22 protein-coding genes, 1 pseudogene, 1 riboswitch and 1 other annotated feature are annotated in these 24,364 nt (G+C 41.2%); of the genes and pseudogenes, 22 read left to right on the top strand and 1 reads right to left on the bottom strand.

Going from position 1 to position 24,364, the window contains the following annotated elements; translation table 11 throughout:
• The first annotated feature begins 21 nt into the window (after nt 1-21).
• The 21 genes and pseudogenes from LN736_RS08435 to LN736_RS08535 all read left to right on the top strand — a co-directional run bounded on the left by LN736_RS08435 (nt 22) and on the right by LN736_RS08535 (nt 22,030).
• The gene (locus LN736_RS08435) at nt 22-177 is read left to right on the top strand and encodes an aspartyl-phosphate phosphatase Spo0E family protein (RefSeq protein WP_150356886.1); all 156 of its coding nucleotides are present in this window, start codon (nt 22-24) and stop codon (nt 175-177) included.
• A 226-nt stretch (nt 178-403) separates the two neighbouring features.
• Nucleotides 404-664, top strand: a binding site (T-box leader).
• 94 nt (nt 665-758) lie between these two features.
• Nucleotides 759-1,391, top strand: a complete 633-nt coding sequence (locus LN736_RS08440) for a class I SAM-dependent methyltransferase (protein ID WP_179978317.1) — start codon at nt 759-761, stop codon at nt 1,389-1,391.
• Nucleotides 1,392-1,394: 3 nt separating this feature from the next.
• The gene (locus LN736_RS08445; protein ID WP_150358027.1) at nt 1,395-2,537 is read left to right on the top strand and encodes a trans-sulfuration enzyme family protein; all 1,143 of its coding nucleotides are present in this window, start codon (nt 1,395-1,397) and stop codon (nt 2,535-2,537) included.
• 45 nt (nt 2,538-2,582) lie between these two features.
• Nucleotides 2,583-3,494: a PLP-dependent cysteine synthase family protein gene (locus tag LN736_RS08450; RefSeq protein ID WP_229981331.1), complete on the top strand. Its 912-nt coding sequence runs from the start codon at nt 2,583-2,585 to the stop codon at nt 3,492-3,494.
• Nucleotides 3,495-3,564: 70 nt separating this feature from the next.
• Nucleotides 3,565-4,860: a LysM peptidoglycan-binding domain-containing protein gene (locus LN736_RS08455; protein ID WP_229981332.1), complete on the top strand. Its 1,296-nt coding sequence runs from the start codon at nt 3,565-3,567 to the stop codon at nt 4,858-4,860.
• 385 nt (nt 4,861-5,245) lie between these two features.
• The gene (locus LN736_RS08460; protein ID WP_179977805.1) at nt 5,246-5,425 is read left to right on the top strand and encodes a hypothetical protein; all 180 of its coding nucleotides are present in this window, start codon (nt 5,246-5,248) and stop codon (nt 5,423-5,425) included.
• Between the two features lie 259 nt (nt 5,426-5,684).
• Nucleotides 5,685-5,936: a TM1266 family iron-only hydrogenase system putative regulator gene (locus LN736_RS08465; RefSeq protein WP_150358023.1), complete on the top strand. Its 252-nt coding sequence runs from the start codon at nt 5,685-5,687 to the stop codon at nt 5,934-5,936.
• 229 nt (nt 5,937-6,165) lie between these two features.
• Nucleotides 6,166-7,284, top strand: a complete 1,119-nt coding sequence (gene hydE / locus LN736_RS08470; RefSeq protein WP_229981333.1) for a [FeFe] hydrogenase H-cluster radical SAM maturase HydE — start codon at nt 6,166-6,168, stop codon at nt 7,282-7,284.
• A 70-nt stretch (nt 7,285-7,354) separates the two neighbouring features.
• Nucleotides 7,355-8,095: pseudogene (locus LN736_RS08475) on the top strand (nucleotide-binding protein); the annotation flags it as partial.
• 1,358 nt (nt 8,096-9,453) lie between these two features.
• Entirely contained in the window at nt 9,454-10,602 is a 1,149-nt protein-coding gene (locus LN736_RS08480) for a nitrogenase component 1 (RefSeq protein ID WP_179977803.1), read from the top strand.
• Nucleotides 10,599-11,363: a nucleotide-binding protein gene (locus tag LN736_RS08485; RefSeq protein ID WP_150358019.1), complete on the top strand. Its 765-nt coding sequence runs from the start codon at nt 10,599-10,601 to the stop codon at nt 11,361-11,363. The genes LN736_RS08480 and LN736_RS08485 overlap by 4 nt, the downstream gene beginning before the upstream one ends.
• Nucleotides 11,356-12,645 carry a nitrogenase component 1 gene (locus tag LN736_RS08490; protein ID WP_229981334.1) on the top strand — a complete coding sequence of 430 codons (1,290 nt, stop codon included), beginning with the start codon at nt 11,356-11,358 and terminating at the stop codon, nt 12,643-12,645. The genes LN736_RS08485 and LN736_RS08490 overlap by 8 nt, the downstream gene beginning before the upstream one ends.
• Complete coding sequence (locus LN736_RS08495; RefSeq protein WP_150358017.1) at nt 12,646-13,689, top strand: nitrogenase component 1; 1,044 nt, start codon at nt 12,646-12,648, stop codon at nt 13,687-13,689. It abuts the gene before it with no gap.
• A gap of 39 nt (nt 13,690-13,728) precedes the next feature.
• Nucleotides 13,729-16,035 (top strand): carbamoyltransferase HypF, encoded by a 2,307-nt coding sequence (hypF, locus tag LN736_RS08500; RefSeq protein ID WP_407647124.1) that lies wholly within the window; start codon nt 13,729-13,731, stop codon nt 16,033-16,035.
• 49 nt (nt 16,036-16,084) lie between these two features.
• The gene (locus LN736_RS08505) at nt 16,085-16,291 is read left to right on the top strand and encodes a HypC/HybG/HupF family hydrogenase formation chaperone (protein ID WP_150358016.1); all 207 of its coding nucleotides are present in this window, start codon (nt 16,085-16,087) and stop codon (nt 16,289-16,291) included.
• The gene (hypD, locus tag LN736_RS08510) at nt 16,291-17,346 is read left to right on the top strand and encodes a hydrogenase formation protein HypD (protein ID WP_229981335.1); all 1,056 of its coding nucleotides are present in this window, start codon (nt 16,291-16,293) and stop codon (nt 17,344-17,346) included. The genes LN736_RS08505 and hypD overlap by 1 nt, the downstream gene beginning before the upstream one ends.
• A complete protein-coding gene (gene hypE, locus LN736_RS08515; RefSeq protein WP_150358014.1) occupies nt 17,339-18,343 on the top strand; it encodes a hydrogenase expression/formation protein HypE in 1,005 nt (334 codons plus the stop codon). Before hypD ends, hypE begins: the two co-directional genes overlap by 8 nt.
• 450 nt (nt 18,344-18,793) lie before the next feature.
• Nucleotides 18,794-18,889: riboswitch (guanidine-I (ykkC/yxkD leader) on the top strand.
• 160 nt (nt 18,890-19,049) lie between these two features.
• Nucleotides 19,050-19,739, top strand: a complete 690-nt coding sequence (locus LN736_RS08520) for a radical SAM protein (protein WP_229981336.1) — start codon at nt 19,050-19,052, stop codon at nt 19,737-19,739.
• A gap of 120 nt (nt 19,740-19,859) precedes the next feature.
• Nucleotides 19,860-20,339: a MarR family transcriptional regulator gene (locus LN736_RS08525; protein WP_229981337.1), complete on the top strand. Its 480-nt coding sequence runs from the start codon at nt 19,860-19,862 to the stop codon at nt 20,337-20,339.
• A 266-nt stretch (nt 20,340-20,605) separates the two neighbouring features.
• A complete protein-coding gene (locus tag LN736_RS08530) occupies nt 20,606-21,184 on the top strand; it encodes a flavodoxin family protein (protein WP_229981351.1) in 579 nt (192 codons plus the stop codon).
• Nucleotides 21,185-21,202: 18 nt separating this feature from the next.
• Nucleotides 21,203-22,030 (top strand): MFS transporter, encoded by an 828-nt coding sequence (locus LN736_RS08535; protein ID WP_229981338.1) that lies wholly within the window; start codon nt 21,203-21,205, stop codon nt 22,028-22,030.
• A gap of 26 nt (nt 22,031-22,056) precedes the next feature.
• Here LN736_RS08535 and LN736_RS08540 read toward each other — a convergent pair whose 3' ends face one another.
• Nucleotides 22,057-22,269: a hypothetical protein gene (locus LN736_RS08540; RefSeq protein ID WP_229981339.1), complete on the bottom strand. Its 213-nt coding sequence runs from the start codon at nt 22,267-22,269 to the stop codon at nt 22,057-22,059.
• A 797-nt stretch (nt 22,270-23,066) separates the two neighbouring features.
• Between LN736_RS08540 and LN736_RS08545 the strand changes: the two genes are divergently transcribed.
• Nucleotides 23,067-24,197: a YkvI family membrane protein gene (locus tag LN736_RS08545; RefSeq protein ID WP_229981340.1), complete on the top strand. Its 1,131-nt coding sequence runs from the start codon at nt 23,067-23,069 to the stop codon at nt 24,195-24,197.
• The last annotated feature ends 167 nt before the right edge of the window (nt 24,198-24,364 follow it).

The raw sequence follows: 24,364 nt of genomic DNA on the forward strand, positions 1-24,364 counted from the left end.
TATAAGAAAGATGGTAAATTTATGGAACAAATAGAACGATTAAGGGAAAAATTAAATTTATTGGTTATTGAAAGTGAGGATCTCTACAAGGGAGAAATATTGGAGATAAGTCAACAGTTGGACAGGTTAATTTATCTCCAATATAGGAAAGTCAATGGTTCTGAGATAAGTATCTGATATTTGCAGTTTGTATTTTCTCTGTCAGTTGTGGATTGAAAATAGTGGTAGCCATTGAATAAAAGTATCGGGTAATTTGGTAACATTTTATAAGAATGAGTATATAATAAAATTAAAATATAGAAGTATTTGCAATTAATTAAATTTTATGTTGTAATTTTTACTTGATCAAAATAAATTTATATAGTATTATAAGAGTGTAAATTTAATTCATAGTGAATTACTAAGAATTACGATGATGGGAAGAGTAGGTTACACAAAGTTATAAGAGAGAGTTTCCCTCGGGTGTGAGGAAACTTTAACTGGTGGTAATTGAATTGCATCTTGGAGTACTGGATTGAACGATAGTAGATTTCAGCGGAAACGTCCGTTAAAGCGTTGAGGTATGATTGTACCAATAAAAAAAAGAGTTTTGTCATGTAAATTTAATTGATTTTATGTGATATAAACAGAGTGGAACCGCGGAAGTAAACCTTCTGCCTCTGTATTGAGGCAGAAGGTTTTTTTATTTTTCAAATTCCGGAATTTGAAAAATAGTATGAGTAAAAATTAATTTAATATTTATTAGGAGGTTAATTATGATGAATTCAGTATCGTATTTTGATTCCATTGCAGATAAATGGAATGTGATAAGGTCAGAGTATTTTGAGGATAAACTAAAATATATTGTGCTCTCTAAGTTTAATATAGAAGATAAAATATGTGTGGATTTAGGATGTGGGACGGGATTTATTTCATTGGTTTTAGCTGAAAGTGCAAATTTGGTGTTTTCTATTGATAACTCGAGAAATATGTTAAAGCAGCTGCATGATGAAGCTGTAAATAGAAAGATTAAAAATATATATCCAATAAAGGGATCTATAACGGATATTCCACTATTTGACGAATCCATTGACGCTGTGTATATAAACATGGCATTACATCATGTTGTGGATGCAAGAAAAGCAGTAAAAGAAGCTTACAGGATTTTGAAAAAAGACGGGGCATTTATCATAGCGGATGTAAAAGAGCACAATGGAGAGTGGGCAAGAACTGAAATGCATGATAAATGGCTGGGATTTTCCAATGAACAGATAAGTACCTGGCTTGTCGAAGCAGGATTTAGTGGAATAAATTTTGAAAATACAGAGTTAAAATGTAAGGCCTATTCAAGTAAAGGCGAATATACTGAAACTGGAATATTTATAGCAAGTGGAATTAAGAAGGGAGAATAAATTATGGAGATTGAGTCATTGTTAATACACGGAGGAATAGATGGAGATAAAAGAACAGGGGCAGTCAGTGTACCTATATATCAAACTTCTACCTATAAACAGGAGGCGCTTGGCAAAAATAGCGGTTATGAGTACTCTAGAACGGGAAATCCAACTAGAGAAGCTCTGGAAAAATTAATTGCAGATCTGGAAGGCGGATATAGAGGTTTTGCATTTGCTTCTGGACTGGCAGCTATATCGGCGGCTTTGATGCTTTTCAAAAGCGGAGATAAAATAATAGTTTCCAGTAATGTGTATGGAGGAACTTTCAGAGTTATAGATAAAATATTCAAGAACTTCAATTTAAATTATGTACTAGTGGATACCAGTGATCTGCAAAAAGTAGAGGAAAGCATTACTGAAGATGTAAAGGCAATATTTATTGAGACACCTACCAATCCACTTATGACCATAACGGATATATATAAGATAAGTGAAATAGCAAGGAAAAATAAGGTGTTAACTATTGTGGACAATACGTTTATGACACCTTATCTTCAAAAGCCTATAAAACTAGGTGCAGACATAGTGATCCACAGTGCTACTAAATATTTGGGCGGTCATAGTGATCTGATTGCTGGCCTTTTGGTGGTAAATAATGAAGAATTAGGAGAAAGGGTTCATTTTATTCAAAACTCAACGGGAGGCATATTAAATCCTTTTGACAGCTGGCTTTTAATAAGAGGAATAAAGACATTATCTGTTAGAATGGATAGGCACAATGAGAATGCCGAATATGTGGCCAATTTTTTGAAAGAGAATCCGCTAATAGACAAGATCTATTATCCTGGGTTTTCAACTCATCCTGGATATAAACTTCATAAATCCCAGGCTTCAGGGTATGGTGCAATTATATCCTTCGTTTTAAAAGAGGGTATAGATATAAATAAATTTTTTAAGGGATTGAAGCTTATAACCTTGGGCGAAAGCTTAGGAGGAGTTGAATCATTAATATCTCATCCAGCTACAATGACTCACGCAGCAGTACCCTATGAAATAAGACAAAAAATAGGAATAGTGGATAATTTGATTAGATTGTCCGTAGGACTTGAGAATAAAAAAGATCTAGTAGAAGATTTGAAAAATGCATTGGAATTTTCTAAATAAAACAGCATAATTGCGCAATGTGAAATGTGGTGGAGGGTTAACAACATGATATATTATAATGATATAAAAGAGATGATAGGCAATACGCCCATGTTAAAATTAAATAATTTTGATATAAAAGACAGTGTGTCTATATTTGCTAAATTAGAAAATTTCAACCCCGGAGGCAGTGTAAAAGACAGGATTGGGGCGTATATGATAGAAAGTGCAGAAAAGAGGGGAATTTTAAAGAAAGGGTATACTGTAATAGAAGCAACTGCAGGTAATACTGGCTTGGGTATTGCCCTGGGAGCCCTCAACAAAGGCTATAGAGTTATATTTGTAGTTCCAATGAAATTTTCTGTTGAAAAACAAACTCTTATGAAAGCACTTGGGGCAGAAATAGTAAATACTCCTGAAGATAAGGGAATGATTGGGGCTATAGAAAAATCACAAGAGCTCCTTGAAAGTATACCAAACTCAATTTCATTAAAGCAATTTGAAAATGCTGATAATCCACAAGCTCATTATTTAACTACAGGTCCTGAAATATATTTAGATATGGAAGGACGAATTAATTATCTTGTAGCAGGAGCAGGTAGTGGAGGTACTTTTACAGGGGTTGCGAGATATTTAAAGGAAAAAATAAAGGATATAAAATCAGTTCTGGTAGATCCGGAGGGATCCACTTTAGGTGGCGGCGAGGAAGGTCATTATGCGGTTGAAGGCATAGGAAACAATTTTGTTCCCTGTACCATGGACATGGATCTAGTTGATAAAGTTATAAAAATAAATGATGAAGAGGCTTTCGATATGGTTAAGAAATTAGCAAAAAAAGAAGGATTAATAGTGGGATCCTCTTCAGGTGCTGCAATGGCAGGAGCAATAAAATTGTCAAAGACTATAGAGCAGGGAAATATAGTAGTTATATTTCCAGATAGAGGAGATAGATATTTTAGTAAAAATATTTACAATTAGTTCTAGAACAGAAATATAATTTACGAATATAATGGTTAATGATAGTAAGTGAAAAAGGAGTACTACGTTTTTGAATATATATGTAGTTCGTTCAGGCGATTCTATATGGTCCATAGCCCGTAGGTTTGGTGTTATTCCCGACAGCATAGTGGATGTCAATGGTCTTCGACCGGAGGAAAGTCTAGTAGTGGGGCAATCCCTTGTAATCCCTAGCGCAGAAAGGGCATACATGGTTAGACCAGGTGATTCTATATGGTCCATATCCCAAAAATTTGGAGTTTCTGTAGACAGCATAGTTCAGTTAAATAACATTGTAAATCCTGCATCTATTCATCCAGGCATGGTAATAAGAATACCAGAGAATTCAAAAAATTATGGTGTAATTGAAACCAATGGATTTATACAGCCATCCACTGCTGAACGGGAAAGAGCTGTAGTGAACAATGTAGGTCTCTATTTAACCTATGTAACGCCTTTCAGTCATCATGTCACTGAGCAGGGTGAACTTACACCTCTTAGGGATGAGACCATAATTGAAGCCGGCAGAAATAACAGAGTAGCACCACTGCTTTCAGTAACAAATATATCTGGTGCAAATTTTGATACTGATTTAATATCTGCCATATTAAACAATGAAAACCTTCAGGATACTTTGATAAACAATATAATTGATACCATGGATGAAAAAGAATATTATGGAGTTGTAATAGATTTTGAAAGAATTCCGCCTTCAAATAGAGAAAGGTACAATAATTTTCTTGAAAAGCTGGTATCAAAAGCTCATCCCCTGGGATATGTAGTCGGCACCGCACTGGCACCTAAAACATATGATGTAACCTCTGGTGCATGGCATGGAGCTCATGATTATGCTTCCCATGGCAGAATAGTGGACTTTGTTATAATAATGACTTACGAATGGGGTTGGTCGGGAGGCCCTCCTATGGCCGTAGCGCCTCTCAACGAGGTTAGGAGAGTAATAAATTATGCTGTGAGCGTAATTCCGCCTAATAAGATATTGATGGGCATACCCATGTACGGTTATGACTGGACATTACCCTATACGCCTGGCGGTGAATTTGCAGAGAGCATAGGACATCAGGAGGCAGTGAACAGGGCAAGAAGATATGGGGCAGAGATAAAATTTGATGAGAGAGCGCAATCTCCATATTTCAATTATGTGGATGAAGAGGGAAGAGAACATGTGGTTTGGTTTGAGGATGCGAGAAGTATACAGGCAAAGTACAGGTTAGTCAATGAATACGGCCTCAGAGGAGTAAGTTACTGGACGCTGGCTCAGCCTTTCCCTCAAAATTGGTATATATTGAATAATATGTTTGAGATTACGAAGGTTATACCTGCTGAGTAGGTTAGTGTGTCTACGAATTTGTGTAAAACAATGTGGATTATGATAAAAATTAATTTGGAATTACTATGGGATATATTCCTGTAGTAATTTTTTTATTTATAGTTTTTATATCAACTAATTTTTCCTCATCACGAATACATTCTAGAAATGAATTTATTTTATATTCAGCGATGTCGACTCTAAGTGAAAGGTTGATGAATCCGTTTTCCCTGTATCTTTTTCCACATAGTTCTGTTATTGTCTACAATGTTTCTGGCTTTAATAGAATTACGGGATATGATATAGTTTAAATGTAATAAGAAAAATTGTATAAGGGTACCTCTTCTTTAGTTATGGGTGGATCATGGTTAATAATGTCTGCGTATGAAGAAGAGGTGATGCGTTTATGTCAGAAGGATATTTAGTATTGTTCTTTAGTTTATTTTCAATCACTGTTATTTGTATAGTGGCATTATCTGATAAAAAATCAGATATTAAAATCGAAAATAAAATAACTTTGAGACCTGATGAAATATCATCCGGTACTAAAGTAAACATAAATAATTCCAAAAAGAATAATAGATAGTCCCTGACAAGACCTATCTATTATTTAAACTATACAATTTACTAAGCAGACTAAATTCATAATCCACCCTCTTATTACTAATAGTATATCATAAAATATAGGGATTATACAGTAGAAAATTTTAGTGTAAATGGAGTTTGTTTATAAGGGCTTACTCCATCTTAACCTTAATTAACGGTATTCTTATTATTTGACTTTTTACTGAAATTGAAATATAATCAATATCATAAAAGAATTGGTAAATTATGAGGTGGTGCCGATGGAAACAAGAGTGGCCATTATCGCAATCATTGCGGAAAGCAGGGAATGTGCAGAGCAGATCAATGATCTGTTGCATGAATACGGTTCCTATATTATTGGGCGCATGGGACTTCCCTATCGTGAAAAGGGAATCAATATTATTAGCATCGTGATTGATGCTCCGCAGGACAAGATCAATACTATTGCGGGGAAAATCGGTCGAATTAAAGGAGTTACTGCAAAAACGGTATATTCTAATGTTACAAATTAATAATTAAATCAAACAAATATCAGCCTGACGTCAAAATTTTTTTGAGACGAAAGATCGATATAGCTGTTAAATATGAAATAGCCGTATCCGTCAGGATACGGCTATTATTTGTCTAACCGAAATAAACCAGAAGCTTATAATAAGGGGAGGTAATGACTTTACCCAAAATAACCGGAGGCGCTGTGGAAGTTGGACGCTATGGTAAATGACAGAGAAGAGGTGGTGGGCGATGACGATTCAATTGAATGACGCAAATGACGCGTCGAAACTGACTGACTTTTTGAATAATGCCTGTAAAAGGGAACTTTCTGAAATATTGAGGTTTTTTTTACAGAATGCACAGACGGAGGTGCTTTCTCTGCTTGCCTGTCGTGCGGAAGAAATCAGGGAAAAATACTATGAACGAAAAATATATTTCCGCGGGCTTATAGAGTTTTCAAGTTTCTGCAGAAACGACTGCTATTACTGTGGTATTCGAAGAAGCAATTTTAATGCGCGCAGATACAGACTCTCAGATGGGGAAATCCTAAACTGTTGTACAATCGGATACAGGCTTGGATATCGGACTTTTGTATTACAGAGCGGTGAGGATATATATTATACCGATGAACGGATGTGCCATATTGTCTCAGCCATCAAAGCCAGTTTTCCTGAGAGTGCGGTTACGCTTTCATTGGGAGAAAGGAGCCGAGACTCATATAGGCGGCTTTTTGACGCCGGTGCAGATCGATACCTTTTGCGGCATGAAACGGCCGACGAAGCACATTACAGAAAGCTTCATCCGCCTGAACTGAGTCTCAGAAACCGTATGCAGTGCCTGTATAATCTCAAGGAAATAGGCTATCAGGTTGGTTCTGGATTTATGGTGGATTCACCTTATCAGACGTATGATACACTGGCTGAGGATTTTATATTTCTTCGAGATTTACAGCCTCATATGGTAGGAATAGGTCCTTTTATTCCGCATAAGGACACTCAATTCGCAAATTATTATGAACCTTCGTCAAGGACGACGCTGATATTGCTCTCGCTTTTAAGGTTTCTGTTGCCAAAATCGCTGCTTCCTGCAACGACTGCACTTGGTACTGTTGACCCAATTGGCAGGGAGAAAGGTTTTCAGGCAAGTGCTAACGTGGTTATGCCAAACCTTTCCCCGACGGAGCACCGCAGAGATTACTCTCTCTATGATAATAAAATCTGTATGGGTGAGGAATCAGCGGAATGCTTCCACTGCCTTGCCGGCCGGATACAAACCGCCGGCTTTGTTCCAGACTTCTCAAAAGGGGACCATTTTGATCGGCAGATGGAAGTACCAAACTCTGATCCCTGCCCTACAACAGAAATGTGAGAAAATATAACAATGATTTTGCGCTGAAGTATAATTTCAGTGCAGAAAAATTATGCAGGAGGTGGAAAAAATGATTAAGTTAGCTGTATATGGAAAAGGTGGTATCGGGAAATCAACCACGGTTTCAAATCTGGCGGCGGCGATGGCTGAAAAAGGGCTCAGGGTCATGCAGATAGGCTGTGACCCGAAGGCAGATTCCACCGCCATCCTTCACGGCGGTACAAAAATACCCACTGTGTTGGAGCTTGTGAGAAAATATAACAATGATTTTGCACTGGATGATATGGTATGCGTCGGCTTTGACGGAGTAATCTGCGTTGAAGCGGGTGGACCTTTGCCGGGGCGTGGCTGCGCGGGACGAGGTATCATCGCCGCACTTGAAAAGCTCGCCCAGAAGGGCGCATATGAAACATACAAACCAGACGTTGTAATGTATGACGTGCTCGGAGATGTGGTCTGTGGCGGATTTTCCATGCCCATGCACGGTGGCTATGCCGATAGTGTATTCATTATAACATCTGGAGAAAATATGTCGATTTACGCAGCGGCAAATATTGCTATGGCTGTGGAAGATTTTAAAGGCCGTGGCTACGCTTCTCTCGGCGGGCTGATCTTAAATCGCCGAAACGTAAAAAACGAGGAGAAAAAGGTGAAAGAACTGGCGGCTGATTTCCATACAGAAATCGCCGGAGCGCTTGATTTGAGTGAGACTGTACGAGATGCGGAACTGCTGAATAAGACAGTTATCGAAGCCTTTCCAGACAGCAAAATGGCTTCTCAATACCGCAGCCTCTCTGAAAATATACTGCACATGCATAAGCAAAAGAGAAGGAGAAACAGTGTGCTGAAAAAAATCAATGGAAAAGCAGGTATGATCGGAGAGGAAATAAGAATACGTGATGCCGAATTTCCGTCACCGTTTCTCTCCGGGCTGGAATACAATGCACCGGCCAGGGGACCATGGAACATCGTGCATACGGGGATGCTGATACCACAGTCGCACCAGGTATTCGTTTGTGCCGAGGGATGTCTGCGCGGTGTCATTCTCACCGCGGCTGAGATGAACGCCATGGATAGGATGTCCTGGGTTTCGGTTCATGAGAACGACCTTTTGGATGGCAGTATGGAGCGGAATATTGTCGATGGTACGGCTGATATTCTGAATAAAATGGATACGCTTCCACCGGCTGTGCTTGTGTTTATCAGCTGTATCCATCTTTTTACTGGTTGTGATTTCAAAGTAGCTCTGACTGAACTGAGCACGCGTTTTCCCGGCGTTGATTTTGTTGAGTGTTATATGACTCCCACGATGCGCAAGAGTGGACTGACAATGGATCAGATTATGCGCCGACAGCTGTACAGTCCATTAAGATCGGTGCAGAAGAATAAAAAATATGTCAATATCATCGGAAACGACAGGCCCACTGATGAATCGAGTGAATTTGTTTCCTTAATACGCGGCGCAGGCTTCGAGATCAGGGATATTGCACTCTGTAAAACTTATGGAGACTATTTGAAGATGGCGGAAAGCGCCGTCAATATTACATATCTTCCCGCAGCGTTTGCTGCTGGTGAGGAACTTTGTCAAAGGCTTGGACAGAATCATCTGTATCTGCCGCTGAGTTATTCGTACAAAGAAATCATGGAAAATTACAGGAAACTTTCTAATGTTCTTGAAATTAAGATGCCAGATTTCTCGGATGCCATGGACAGAGCGGACAAGGCGATTAAAGACGCATACCGTATTATTGGAAATATACCGATTGCCATCGACTACACCTCGACACCGCGTCCTCTCGGATTAGCTCGCCTGCTTGTGGAACACGACTTTGCGGTGAAAAAAGTCTATGTGGACAGTTTTCTCGATGAGGACGGGCGGGATTTTGTCTGGCTGAAAGAAAATAAACCGGAACTTGTGCTGTCCTCGACGGTTCACCCGAAGATGCGGTTTGCCGCTCATGGCAGCCATGATGAAAAAGTTTTGGCTATCGGCCAGAAGGCTGCGTATTTCAATGAAACAGGCCATTTTGTAAATATCGTGGCAGGCGGCGGAATGTACGGTTTTGATGGGATCGTCCATCTTGCCGAAATGATGACCGATGCATATCTGCACGAAAAGGACGTGAAAACGGTCATCCAGTATAAAGGATTGGGGTGTGAGAGCTGCTTATGAGACAGACGGCAAGAATTATATCAACTTATACGGCGGATATTTCGGGTGTCTGCTCCGCTCTCTTTGAGCTTGGGGGAATGACTGTAATTCATGACGCATCGGGATGCAATTCTACATATACAACGCATGACGAGCCCAGGTGGTATGATCTGGACAGCATGATCTATATATCCGCACTGACGGAGACGGAGGCCATCCTGGGTGACGACAATAGATTGATTGGCGATATTGTGAATACGGCTGGGGAACTTTCGCCGAGGTTCATCGCCATATGCGGTTCTCCGGTGGCAATGATGATCGGGACGGACTTTAAGGCAATTGCCAAGGTGATCGGTGAAAAGACCGGTATCCCGACCTTCGGCTTGAGCACAAATGGCATGCACTCCTATCTTACCGGTGCTTCCTGTGCATTGGAGACTGTCGTGAAGTATTTTTGCCATGGAGATGTTGCCAGGTCTAAAGATCTCTCCGTGAATATTATCGGGGCAACACCATTGGACTTCTCAATAAATGGCAGCGTGGAATCGATCAAACGGTGGCTCGCCGAAAGTGGATTTAGGCTTGTATCCTGCATGGCAATGGGGAGTGATTTGGATCGTATCAGCCTGGCGGGCAGTGCACATGTCAACCTTGTTGTGTCATACAGCGGTCTTGCCACCGCAAAAATGCTGCAAAAACAGTTCGGTACTCCATACGTTGCCGGTGTTCCATTTGGAATCGGGTTTGCCGACATCCTTGCCCATGTACTTAGAAGAGCTGCAAAGAGTGGAAAAAGCAGTGTGCCCTGTGCAGAGCGGAAAAGTGGATCGGATGGCGGACTGACAGTTGTCGGCGAAAGCATATTTGCTGGATCGCTTGCACGTGCAATCGAGGTGGAATCCGGTAGATCAGTCAGGGTACTCTGTCCGCTGGAAACAACGGAAGAACTGACGGCGGAGGGGGACGTTCTCATTCCGAATGAGGATGATGCAGCGAGACAGTTTGCTTTAGCCGGCAGTGTCATAGCGGATCCTCTCTATAAGCCGATATGTCCGGATGACGTATCGTTTTACAGTCTGCCGCACGAGGCATTTTCCGGAAGGTGCTACCGGGAACAAATACCGAATTTGATTAATAGAAAGCTGAAACTGGAGGAAACGATATGATAAAAATAGCTGTTTACGGGAAAGGTGGAATAGGAAAATCAATGATTACGAGTAATCTAAGTGCTGCATTTGCTTCTCTTGGGAAAAAAGTAATCCAGATTGGCTGCGATCCGAAAGCGGATTCGACGATCAACCTGCTTGCCGGGAATCGGGTCATGCCAGTTATGGATTATTTGCGAAAATTCGACCGAGAGCCGGATCATCTGGAGGAAATCACAAAAGAGGGCTTTGGGCATGTCTTGTGCATCGAGACCGGTGGGCCGACTCCGGGGCTCGGGTGTGCGGGCCGTGGAATCATTACGACATTCAGCTTGTTGAACGATCTGGATCTTTTTGAAAAATACCGCCCCGATGTTGTCCTTTACGACGTGCTCGGAGACGTTGTGTGCGGTGGATTTGCCGCACCGATACGGGAGGAGTATGCATCAGAGGTGCTGATCGTTACTTCCGGTGAAAAAATGGCACTTTATGCTGCAAATAATATCAACACCGCCGTCCATAATTTTGCCGACCGCAGTTACGCAAAGGTGCGCGGCATCGTATTTAATCGTAGAAATGTGGATCATGAGGAGGAAAAAGTCCGGGCGTTTGCCTTAAATGTCGGTCTGCCAATTGTTGCGGATATTCCGAGAAGTGACGATATTATTCGATACGAAGATATGGGGAAAACTGTCATAGAGGGGGATGCTTCACTGCCTGTAAGCTGCAAATTTTTCGACCTGGCAGAGTTATTGTCTGGGGATGAAGAAACCGATGAATAAGGCATATTACATAAGCGCCGAAGAACTAGTGCACCGTGGGTATTCCGATATACCAGATGAGCTGCTTTCGTCTACGCACTTGATTTACAGTTCACCTGCAACGCTGGCGTTCAACTCTCCGGGCGCACAGGGTTTCGGCGTCAAACGTGCTGGACTGGCCATCCCAGGCTCCGTAATGCTGCTTATTTCACCGGGCTGTTGCGGAAGAAACACAGCTGCACTCAGCCAAAAGGGCTATGAAGAACGATTTTTTTACATGACGATGGATGAAACTGATATTGTCACAGGGCGGCATCTGACCAAAATTCCAAATGCAGTTAAGGAGGTCTGTGAGGCATGTGATACGGTGCCAACGGCTGTCATGATCTGCATTACCTGTGTTGACGCACTGCTTGGAACGGATATGGAACGTGTATGCAAAAGGGCATCTGAGCATGCGGGAGTTCCCGTGATTCCATGCTATATGTATGCACTGACACGGGAGGGGCGTCTACCGCCCATGGTCGCGGTGTGCCAGTCCATTTATTCCCTGCTGAAACCTGCCCCTAAAAAGCCGGATGCAATGAATATCATCGGATATTTTTCGCCGCTGAGGGACGACTGCGAGCTGTATGCTCTCCTAAGACAGGCGGGTATACATCAGATCCGTGAAATTTCCCGATGCCGGGATTTTGGTGAGTATTTGACCATGGCTCAGGCGAACTTCAATCTTGTGCTGAGCCAGGAGGCGAGACATGCCGTGCTGGACATGGAAAAAAAGTTGAATATCCCAAGTATTGAACTGACAAGGATGTATCAGCTGGACAAAATACGCAATCAGTATCATCTTTTCGGTCAGGCCTTGGGTGTGACCTTCGACGACCGAAAATATTACAATATGGCATCCGCATCAGTTGAAAAATTTCGCAGTGATCACAACAATGTCACGTTCGCGGTAGGTGAATGGGCAAATGCCGACCCCTTTGAGTTGTCACTGGCGTTAATCCGATATGGATTCGCGGTTTCCGAAATCTACGGCACTGTGGGCGATGTGAATTTTGCCTACCTCAAAAAAATTGCACGGCTCAGTCCGCAGACAAAAATTTATTCCAATCTTTCTCCGACCATGCTCTATTACGACTCAGATGATTCGAACGTAAACGCCGTCATTGGCAAAGATGCGGCCTATTATCATCCGGGATGTGCCGGAGTTGACTGGAATGAGGAACTCCAACCCTTTGGATATGCCGGTGTGACGGCACTTTTTGAAGCGCTCGATACAGTATTTAGCAAGGAGGACTGAATGAATATGATTAAATATCTGTCGCCGTTCGCTCCGGATATATCCGGAGCCGTATCGGTACTCTTCGAACTTGGAAGTCTTATTGTGATCTGTGATGCAGGTGGATGTACCGGGAACGTATGCGGCTTTGATGAGCCGCGCTGGTTCCAGAAAAAAAGTGCCATTTTCAGTGCTGGGCTGCGGGACATGGATGCGATACTCGGATGTGACGAACGGTTGATTACAAAACTGCAGGATGCCGTATCAAAGATAGACGCAGCGTTTACGGCGATTATCGGCACACCTGTGCCGGCGGTCATAGGAACGGATTTTCGTGCACTTAAGCGCATGGCCGAGAAAAGGACTGGACTTCCGGCAATTACTATTGAGACGAGCGGGACCAGCCTCTATGATGAGGGGGAAGAGAGCGCCATGCTGAAACTTTTTCAGGGCTTTGCCACGGAGGGCTTTCCGGTAAAACGCGGCACCGTCGGCGTGCTGGGAGTGACACCGCTTGAATTTTCTAGCCTGCAGGCCGGGGAGCTTATGGCTTCGGCGGTGGAGCACAGTGGCCTTGGCAGGGCCGTTTGCTATGGAATGGGCCGCGGTCTTGACAGTGTACAGCACGCCTCTGCCGCAGAAAAAAACCTGGTTGTATCTCCTGCTGGTCTTAAAACTGCGAAATACCTGAGATCAACCTTCGGGACACCGTATACCATAGGTTGTCCCCTCATTTCGAAAAATCTGAAGGAAAAGTTAACAGGACTTGCCGGAAAACGGGTGCTTGTGATCCATCAGCAAATACTGGCAAACTCGGTACGCAATAGAATACTTGATAGTGTCGATGCCGACGTGACGGTTGCATCGTGGTTCATGCTGAAGGATGATTTGAAGCAGAAGGGGGACTTCAGACTCACGGACGAGCGGCAGTTTGCCGCTGCTGTGGAAGACGGCGGCTATAACGTGGTTATCGGTGACAGTTTTTTGAAACGTGCACTCAGGCACTATTATGGCCAATTTATTGATTTTCCGCATTTCGCAGTATCCGGCAGACTGGAAGAATGAACCGTGTAAAGCGGTGGTATAAAGAAAGGGAGTGAATTGATGAAAATGTCTTCTCTGATCATCAGGATTTACGGTATTGTCCAGGGTGTGGGCTTCCGGCCGTTTGTCAGCAGAATTGCCCACCGGTTCGGCATCAAGGGAAGTGTGGCCAACAAGGGATCTTACGTGGAAGTGCATGTACAGGGAACGGACAAAGCACTTCATGCGTTTTTGAAAGTGCTTAAAAACGAACCTCCTGAGAGATCGACGATTTTAAAGATAGATCTAAACAAGACTGACGAAAAGACTGCGGAGAGCTTTGAAATTATTGAAAGCGAAAAAGAGGTTGGAGATATTTTTGTTTCACCGGACATTGCCACATGCGACAAGTGTAAACAGGAGCTTTTTGACAGAAACAATCGGCGTTATCTGCACCCTTTTATCAATTGTACTGCCTGCGGCCCGAGGCTGACTATTCTCGATTCCATGCCCTACGATCGTGTCCGCACAAGCATGGGAGAATTCCCGATGTGCCCTGCCTGCGAATATGAATACACCCATGCCGAAACCAGAAGGTACGATGCACAGCCAGTTTGCTGCAACGACTGCGGTCCTCAGGTGTATCTGCTTGAACGTTCGGAGCGTGGTGCGGATGCGATTACCTATACAAGACGTGCCATAATGGATGGAAAAATTGCGGCGGTCAAGGGAATTGGTGGTTTTCACCTCTGCTGTGACGCATCGAATGAAAGAGCCGTCAACCGTCTGCGTGCACTAAAAAGTAGACCTATAAAGCCGTTTGCGGTTATGCTGCATGATCTGAACACGGTAAAACGCGAGTGTATGATTCTCCCTGGGCAGGAGAAAATATTAAACGGTCCCCAAAAGCCCATCATCCTTCTGAGAAAGAAGCCAGTCAGCCGTCTTTGCGATCAGATTGCGCCAGATAACCCGATGGTTGGAGTTATGCTGCCCTATGCGCCAATACAGATGCTGCTCTTTACTTATGATGACGATGTTCAAATGACGGACTGCCTGGTAATGACGAGCGGAAACGTATCGGGTGCGCCGATTTGCAAAAGTGATGAGGATGTCTTACACGAAATCTCAGGATTCTGCGATGTGGTTTTGTCGCACGATCGGAAAATCCGCTTGAGAGCCGACGATTCTGTCATGGATTTTTTTCAGGGAAAACCCTATATGATTCGGAGGTCACGCGGATACTCACCGCTGCCATTTATGCTCTCAAGTGATTTTCACGGACAGGTCCTTGGTATTGGCGGCGAGCTGAAAAATACGTTTTGCATTGGGAAAAATAGACTGTTTTATCCGTCCCCCTATGTTGGAGATATGGCGGACATACGCACCGTCTGTGCCCTGCGCGAATCTGTTGAAAGAATGGAAACGCTGCTTGAAGCAAAGCCGCAGATTGTGGCGTGCGATATGCACCCGAGATACAACACAACGGCCATTGCGGGAGAACTTGGCCTACCGATCATGAAGATACAGCATCATTACGCTCATATTGTTTCGTGTATGGCGGAAAACGATTATGCAGATGATGTGATCGGAGTCTCTTTTGACGGCACTGGCTATGGGGCTGACGGAACCATCTGGGGAGGCGAGTTTTTAAAATCGTCTTACGGCGGATTCGAACGGCTCGGCAGTATCCGCCCGTTTTTGCAGATTGGTGGTGATGTCTCGGCTCAGGAGGGATGGCGTATTGCCGTTTCGATGCTTTACGCTCTATATCAAGATAAGGCAGCTGATGTTATCTCCGCGCTGGGCCTGTGCAGCCCAAAGGTAATGCGTGTGCAGATGATGATGGCGGATAAGAAGCTCAACAGTGTCCTTTCCACCAGTGCTGGACGGCTTTTCGACGCGGTCAGCGCCATTCTCGGCATAAGGGGAATTTCAACATTTGAGGGTGAGGCATCAATGGCGCTCCAGTTTGCCGCCGAGACTTACTGTGAACAGTATCCGGATATCTCGGAAAAAGTTTCCGGCGCCGTCCATCGAATGTTGATTTCCGTAAAAAACAGGTTTGTGCTTTGCACGGATGAACTGGTGAAATATCTGACGGATTTGGTGCTTTCGGGTGGAGACACACAAGAGCTCGCCTATAGGTTCCATGTTGCCTTGGCGGAAATGATTACGGCAGGTTGTGAAAAGGCCCGGGATATAACAGGGCTTGATGTGTGTGCGCTCAGCGGCGGCGTTTTCCAGAATCGGCTCCTCACCGAAATGTGTACTTCACGGCTGCGGGAACATGGATTTACTGTGTTGCTTCACAGTCTTATCCCTCCGAACGACGGCGGGATCGCGCTCGGTCAGGCAGTTGCCGCCATGTACCATCTAAATCAATAAAATCATGTATTTAAATGAATTATATTATCAAATATTGGAGGTATGAATTATGTGTGTAGGAATATCAGCAAAGGTTGTCAACATCGATGAAGACACGGCGGTTATTGACATGTCCGGGGCCAAAAGGAAGGTATCGGTAGATCTGATGGAGGATCTCGAACCCGGTGATTATGTTATGGTTCATGCAGGAATGGCTATTGCCAAAATTACTGACAGCGATGCTGATGAAACTAGTAAAATTATGGAGACGCTTTAATGGGAAATCGTAATGCATCCGCAAAGGAAATTATTGAATCTTATAATGGCCGGCATCTTCGCATTATGGAAGTATGCGGCACGCATACCCATGAAATTTTCAGACTGGGAATCCGGAAAATCCTGCCCGAAGCCGTTGAACTGATCTCCGGCCCCGGGTGTCCGGTCTGTGTTACGCCGGTTGGATTTATCGACGAGGCCGTCATGCTCGCACTTGATCATGGTGCGGTTATCTGTACTTTTGGCGATCTAATCCGCATTCCCGGATCAAAGGTAAGTCTAGCCGGCGCCAGGCCGAAGGGTGCGGCTATCAAGATGGTATATTCTCCGCTGGATGCCGTTGAATACGCTGGGAAAAACCCGGATAAAAATGTTGTTTTTCTTGCAGTGGGATTTGAAACTACAGTGCCGGCAGCGTGTCTCGCTGTCAAAAAAGCTAAAATGGCGGGCCTCAAAAATTTCACTATCCTAGGTGCCAACAAGACGATGCCAAATGCTTACAAAGTACTGAAGAACAGTGCTGACGCATTCCTCTATCCGGGACACGTCAACGCTATTGCCGGAACGTATGTCTGTGAACAGCTTGTTAAAAAGGGAATCTCCGGTGTCGTGACGGGTTTTACTGCGGACGAGCTTCTTACCGCACTTGCTGTTGTGATCAAGTTGAGTCAGAAAGGAAAGCCATTTTTCCGGAACTGTTATCCGCGGGTGGTGAAGCCCGAAGGCAATGTACTTGCGCAAGAGCTTATAAAAGAAGTCATGGAGCCCTGCGATGCCGAATGGCGTGGGCTTGGAATGATAGAAGGTTCCGGTCTTAAACTTCGAGATGTGTATGGTGGTTTTGATGCAAGGCTTCGGTTCAGTCTACCGAAGATCACTGGCAGGAGCAGCCCCGCATGCCGCTGCGGCGATGTACTTCAGGGAAAATGCAGGCCATCAGACTGCAAAGCGTTTGGGACTGGCTGCACACCGCAGCATCCAGTGGGTGCTTGCATGGTGTCCAACGAGGGTGCATGCTCAGCCTATTATCAGTATGGAGGAGATTTAAATGTATAAAACGGTTATGCTAGCTCACGGTGCAGGCGGAAAGCAGACGTCAGAGCTGATTGATCAGATATTTAAGGTTCATTTTTCTAATCCGGATTTAACTGCAGATGACGCGGCGGTCCTGCCAATAGAATCAGGGAAGATTGCATTTACTACGGACGGTTTTATCGTTTCACCCTATGAGTTTCCAGGTGGGAACATCGGAAAACTCAGTATATGCGGAACAGTCAACGATTTGTCCTGCATGGGCGCAAAACCGCTTTACCTATCCTGTGCCTTTGTAATTGAAGAGGGATTTCCGATGGAAAAACTGGAGCAAATTGCGGAGGCGATGGAAAAGACGGCGAAGGAAGCCGGCGTGAAGATTGTGGCCGGCGATACCAAGGTGACGGGAAAAGGTCAGGTGGACAATATTTTTATTACCACTACCGGAATTGGTCGGATATTGGCGGGTGCCAATCCTTCAGGAAAGCTGGCCCGGCAGGGTGACGCCGTTATCGTAACCGGTGATATAGGGCGGCACGGTTGTGCAATTCTGCTTGCCAGGGATGAGTTCGGCATTGATGCAAACATCACAAGTGATTGCGCTCCTCTGTGGGATACGGTTAAACAAATGTTCAATACCACTAAGAATATTCATGTTATCCGTGACGCCACACGAGGCGGTGTCGGTACAGTGCTGTATGAGATCGCAGGACAGAGTGGTGTTGGAATACGCCTGGATGCTGAAAAGATCCCGGTTGCCGGAGAGGTGTCCGGTATCTGCGGCATGCTTGGGCTGGAACCTCTGTATCTGGCCTGCGAGGGCAGGCTTGTAGTATTTGTACCAAAGGAAGAGGCTCTGTCGGTCATTGAGACACTTCACGGTTGCCCTTATTCGAAGAACGCCGCAATTATCGGTGAGGTTACCTCTGATATGCCCGGCAAGGTAATTATGAAAACAGCCATTGGTTCACAGACGCTTCTGCCTCAGCCAGGTGGAGAACTACTGCCTCGCATTTGTTGACATAATATTAAATGAATATTTTCTTGCAAGGCTTATCAGCAATCGAGTAGGAAGCTGCCCATTCGTTGAGCAGCCGCCTCTCACACAATCCGTGCGTACTGTTTAGTACAGGGTTGTTCAATTCCATCCATGGATGTAAACCTTCATGTTCTCCGTAACTTTATGCACTTCCTGCGCTGACCACCTTGTTTTTCTGGGCATTCATCTCGAGCTTCAGCTCTAAGCCGGTACGAAGAGTAGAAATATCAAAAGATAACGTGAAGAAAAGATAGTTTTAGGAATATCAATAAGTATGTTATGAAAATATAATTTTAAGTAATATGAAAGAAAATGGTTTATATATGAGATACTGAAAGTCATAGAAGAAAAAATATTGACTTGATTTAAATCAACTATTATGCTAAATTAAATTTATAAGTTGCAACTTATAGGTTACAAGAAATTTTATATATTTGAGTTTTCTAGGGTTCCGCAGTTTGCAGCTGGCTGGTCCGAGAGAGAACGCACATTTAGTTGTGTACACGGAAGGATAAAAGCCCGGGAGATATTTTTATAATATTTCCTTAGGGTTTTTTATTTTCTTTTTAATAAGCCATAAAATATTACCTATATAATTTAAAAATAGTAAAAATAAGTATAGTTTTACTCAAATCTTAATATTAACAATAAAGAAGTATCAATAAATTAATTTGAGGGGGATAAGGTAATGGGTGATTTTAGCTATAAAGATATTTATGTTGAAGATGGAAAAAGAGTACTGGAAATTAACATACTTCCAGAAAAGTACTGCAACTTTGACTGCATATTTTGTCCTATTGGAAGATCGCAAAACAAGGTAGATACCCAAAAGTCATTTAATAAAATAGAAAGTTCATTGATTGAACTAGAAAGCATAATAGAAAATACAAAACCAGAATTAATTTTTATTAACTCAAAAGGAGAGGCCTTAGTAAATGACAAAATCGATGATATTATTAACTTTATTAAAGGCAAAGGTCTACCTGTAAGGCTGTTTTCTAATGGATATTTATTAGGTAGAGATGAATATATGAAAATTGCCAATAAATGTGATGAAGTTGTTGGAGAACTAAAAATAATAACAGAAGAGGGCTTCCAAAAAATCCAAAGACCTATTGAAGGGTATACATTAGCAAAATATATTTCAAATATGATTGCTTTTAATAAACAATACAAAGGAAAGTTTATATTTGAAATTACTATCATTAAGGGTTATAACGATGATGAAGAATCAATTCAGAGGATAAAAAATATTATCAATAAAATATCTCCTGACAAGATAATTATTGCCAGAATGGAAGATGAAAGATTCAGAAAAAAACTTGGTATAACTGATGAAAGATTTGAAAAAATTTCAAATGCATTACTAAATATTTAGTAATGCTAATACGTTGATTGATGTAGTTTAATTCTTAGAATAATTATTTTAACATTGTTGAAATAGAAACAAAAATTTAATATAATATTGTTAATACACCAACAGATAGGAGGACAGGCCATGGACAAAGAAGAACAGGCCATGATGGGTTTATGGAATATATTTAAAAAAAGAATGTGGCTTGATAGCTTTAAGATGAAAGACAGGCTTAAGGGTTATAATCCTTCTGAAATACATTGTATTGCTTATATCGGAAAAGATGAAGATTCCAATGTGACAAAGCTGGCGGAGTCCTTTGACATGACCAGAGGTGCTATAAGCAAACTAACTAAGAAGCTCGTAAAAAAAGGGCTTATAGAAAGCTATCAGAAGCTGAATAACAATAAAGAAGTCTATTTTAAACCCACCGAGCAAGGAAAAGCAATTTATAATATCCATGAGGAAATGCACAAAGAGTTTAAGGATAGAGATCAACCTTTTTTTGAACAAGTAACCGAGAAACAGCTTGATGTTATACTCGACTTTGCGGAAAAGTATAATATACATTTGGATACGGAAATAAAGAAACTAGGTGTAGATATAAAATTTGATAAACTATAGTTATACAGAGTCCCATTGAAATACATTAAGAAATACGAAATCACTGGCATCCCACCCTCATTGAGGATGGGATGCATTTTTGTGCGCCTTTAAATCCGTGAGCCTTATTGTTTCCTTTTCAATATTAATGTTGACAAGGAAACAATAAAATGATAAAATGATTACGTTGACAAGGAAACAAAAATGCCATTACGAGAGGAGATCGTACAATGAACAAATCTGCAGAACAAAGGAGAAACAAATCTTATATGCAAGGAGGAAAAAGAATGAATATCATCGGAATTATCGCAAGTCAGCGTGAAGAAGGCAATACTACATTTATTGTAAACAAAATACTCGAAGGTGCGAAGAAACAGGGCGCCGAAACGAGTACCTTCAGTTTTAGCAATCTTAATATCAAACCATGCCGTGGTTGTTGGGCCTGCCACAAGGGCGATCAGGGTTGTGTTATCAAGGACGACATGCAGAAAATTTATGACGCACTTGAGCATGCCGATGCCATTGTTTTAGGCTTACCGATTTACATGGGGCAGATGAGTGCCCAAGGTAAGATATTCACCGACAGGCTGTTTGCACGATTTTCTCCGCGATTCTCCCCGTTTTTCAAAGAAAATGCTGTGAAACAAAAATTGATTCTTTCGTTTAATCAAGGGAATCCTGATGCCGACCTGTTCAAATCGTATATTGATTACACGAAACACATGTTTGAGGTACTGGAATTTGATGTGAAAGAAGTACCTGTTGTTACTGGTTTGCGGAATGGGCCGGCGTGTGAAAGAGAAGATCTGCATACGGGCCTAAAGGATTTCGGTTCAGCGTTGGTTTTGGAAGGGTGCCAGAAATAATATAGGGGGAACACGATAATGCAGGAAGAAAATAAGAACGGCAAGCACCGCATATTTGCCTTAGTCATGCTTTTGTTCGGCACGTTTATGGACATATTGGATACCATGGTGATCAACATTGCCATACCTTCCATTTCAAATAGTTTACATGCCGGTTCATCGTATGTCGAGTGGACGGCAAATGCTTATATTCTCGGAATGGCGCTGTTTGTCATTACCGGCGGGCGGCTTGGGGACATTTGGGGCCGCAAAAAAATATTTTTACTGGGCATGGCGGGGTTTACGATTACATCCGCTGTTTCAGGTTTTGTCCCTACTATTGATGTCCTGATTTTTGCGAGAGCACTCCAGGGAATAATGGCCGCGATGATGGTTCCGCAGGTGCTTTCTTATATTCAGGTTTTATTTGCACCTGAAGAACGTGCCGGAGCACTTGGCGTCTACAGCGGAATCAGCGGATTGGCAACTGTTGCTGGGCCTATAGTGGGAGTATTTCTGATCAAAATTAATCTTTTTCAGCTTCACTGGCGTACTGTGTTCCTCATAAATGTTCCGATTGGAGTTTGTACTTTTATTGCTGCCGCTATCGTACTTGTAGAGTTGAAATCGAGTAAACCGTTGCGTGTAGATATACTGGGCACGCTCATGGCGGTGGCCTCGCTGATCTTGCTGCTGTATCCGCTGATACAGGGAAACAGTCTGGGCTGGCCCGTTTGGACATATTTTTCAATGACCTCCTCAGTTATTGTTGGTATCCTTTTTGCTGCCTACGAGGAGCACCGCACCAAACAGAATAAATCACCTTTAATTGCACTGAACTTTTCCAGTTTCCACCCCTCGAATTAAATCAAATTCTTGATTAAGTTTATCATTCAGTATCCTTTAATACTATTCCTTAATCCTTGTGCAAGCATAAAATTACAAAGCTGCTTCACATTCTGCTTATTATCATTTACATTGTGAATAAAAGGAACTCTAATTATTATTTTTTCTCTAATGTTCAAGTCTTTTACAAGCATTAAAAGATTCTTCTTAATAATTTCCGTTGAAACACCCGTATACTTTTTATGCATTTCTGGATCCATATGCTTAATATCAAAAAGAATATAATCACATAAAATACATTTTTTCTTTTGATAATGGATTGAAAAAGATGGACTGCACAATTCCGGATTATAACACCACGCACACATTTATTTTTATCTTTTAAGAACAGCAACATTAATTTATTAATCCTTTTTTTATTTTAGAAAGCAAATATTATCAACTTATATATTAATATTTTTTAAAACAAAATATAGGAGGAAGCATAAAACAGAATTAGAAATTCTATTTTACTTATGCTTAATAATAAGCTTTATAAAGTAATTTGGAGAAAATACTTTAAATTCTTAAAAATATATCCATTAATTTTAATAAAACGGAATTGAAAATTCTATAATATGAAATTATACTATAAATAAGTGGTAATGAAATATGAAAATGATTACATGAATGTATCATGTAAAAAAATGCTTTGATTTTCTTATTTCTTGCAAAAAAATATAATTGCAATTTAAAAAATGAAATTAAAAATACCAGAATGTAGAATTATACTATTTATTATAGTAACAAAAAATAAAGATGATTACATGTATATATCATGCTAGATAATTATTTTGAAAAACAAAGTTTTACTGAGCTTTTATTATAAAGAATTTAGATTTAATAAAATTTTTATCACCAATTTAAAAAAAGGGGGTACAATATTTGTTTTTGATGAATTTATTTGAAAAGTGGGTGAGTAAAAGGTTATTAAAAAACTTAATTCTTTAATTTAATAAAAAATAATTAAAGAAAAAACTTTATATTAACTAATTTAAAAATACAAGGAGGGACAAAGATGGAAAAAGAATCAATTAGGGTGAAAAAAGTACTAATTCTTGCAGGAGCATTGTGTGCATATTGGATTGGATCAGGGTTTGCAACAGGACAAGAGGTTTTACAATTCTTAGCAACAAGTGGTGCAGCAAAGGGTCTTATAGGAGCTATAATCTATACGATTTTATTGGGGTTCTTTGCCTATACCTTATATGGAACAGGACAGAAAATGCAATTTGAAAATCCATATGATATTTTTGTATATTATTGTGGTAAATATGTAGGTAAAGCTTATGTATGGTTTAGTGTTGTATTGATGTATGGTATATATGTGACAATGCTAGCAGGTGCAGGTGCAACACTTCATCAGTATTATGGAATTGCATCCTCCATGGGCACATATATTGTAGCTCTTTTGGCATTGGCTACAGCAGTGCTAGGAGTTGAAAAACTTATTGACATAATAGGTGTTATTGGACCTGTTAAGATAGTGTTTTTAGCAATAATGGGTATTGCTGCTTTAGCTACTTTTGCAAAACAGCCAAATTTATTGTCGGCTAATAGTGCTCTTATAGCGACAGCTGGATTTAAAACAGCTTCTGGTAATTGGCTCTGGTCAGCAATATTATGGGCATTTTTAGGTCTTATGTTTGGTATCACATTCTTTGTTATTAGTGGATCATCTTGCAAGAATGTAAAGGAAGCAAAGCTCTCAAGTTTGATTGGAGTTGGTGGAATTTTTGTTGCAGTTGTTTTTGTAGTTATAATGGAAATTGTTTATTTAGATGTTATTAGAGGTCAGCAAGTACCTACATTAGCAATTGCTAAACATGTTTCTCCTATTTTAGGAATGGTTTTTGCTCCAATACTAACGCTGTGTATTTATTCAGCAGTATCTTCTATTATTTTGGTTGTTACTAGAAACTTTGCTGTAGACAAAACTAAAAAGTTCAATATCGTTGCAACAGGACTAACTCTTGTTGGTATGTTTGCTGGTACATTATTACCATTTGATCAATTGGTAAATATTCTATATCCTATTTCAGGATATATAGGTATTGTCTTAGTAGCATTTATGATTTATAAAGAGTTTATAAATAAAAATGCATTTCCATATAGTAAGAATAATAAAGAGAGTGTTGAAAATAAATAAGAAAATCTTCCTCAATAAAGATATGAGAACAAAAATGCACTTGAAAATATAAATTATAAACTACAGAATTAAATTTATCTAAATTTTCTGATTTGAAAAAGATATTTTAACATTAAGAGATTTTTAGCAACTGTAAATTGATGTTTAAAATTAATGCTCTATAATTA

It is taken from the genome of Clostridium aromativorans (genome assembly GCF_020908015.1).
GTDB lineage: Bacteria > Bacillota > Clostridia > Clostridiales > Clostridiaceae > Clostridium_B > Clostridium_B aromativorans.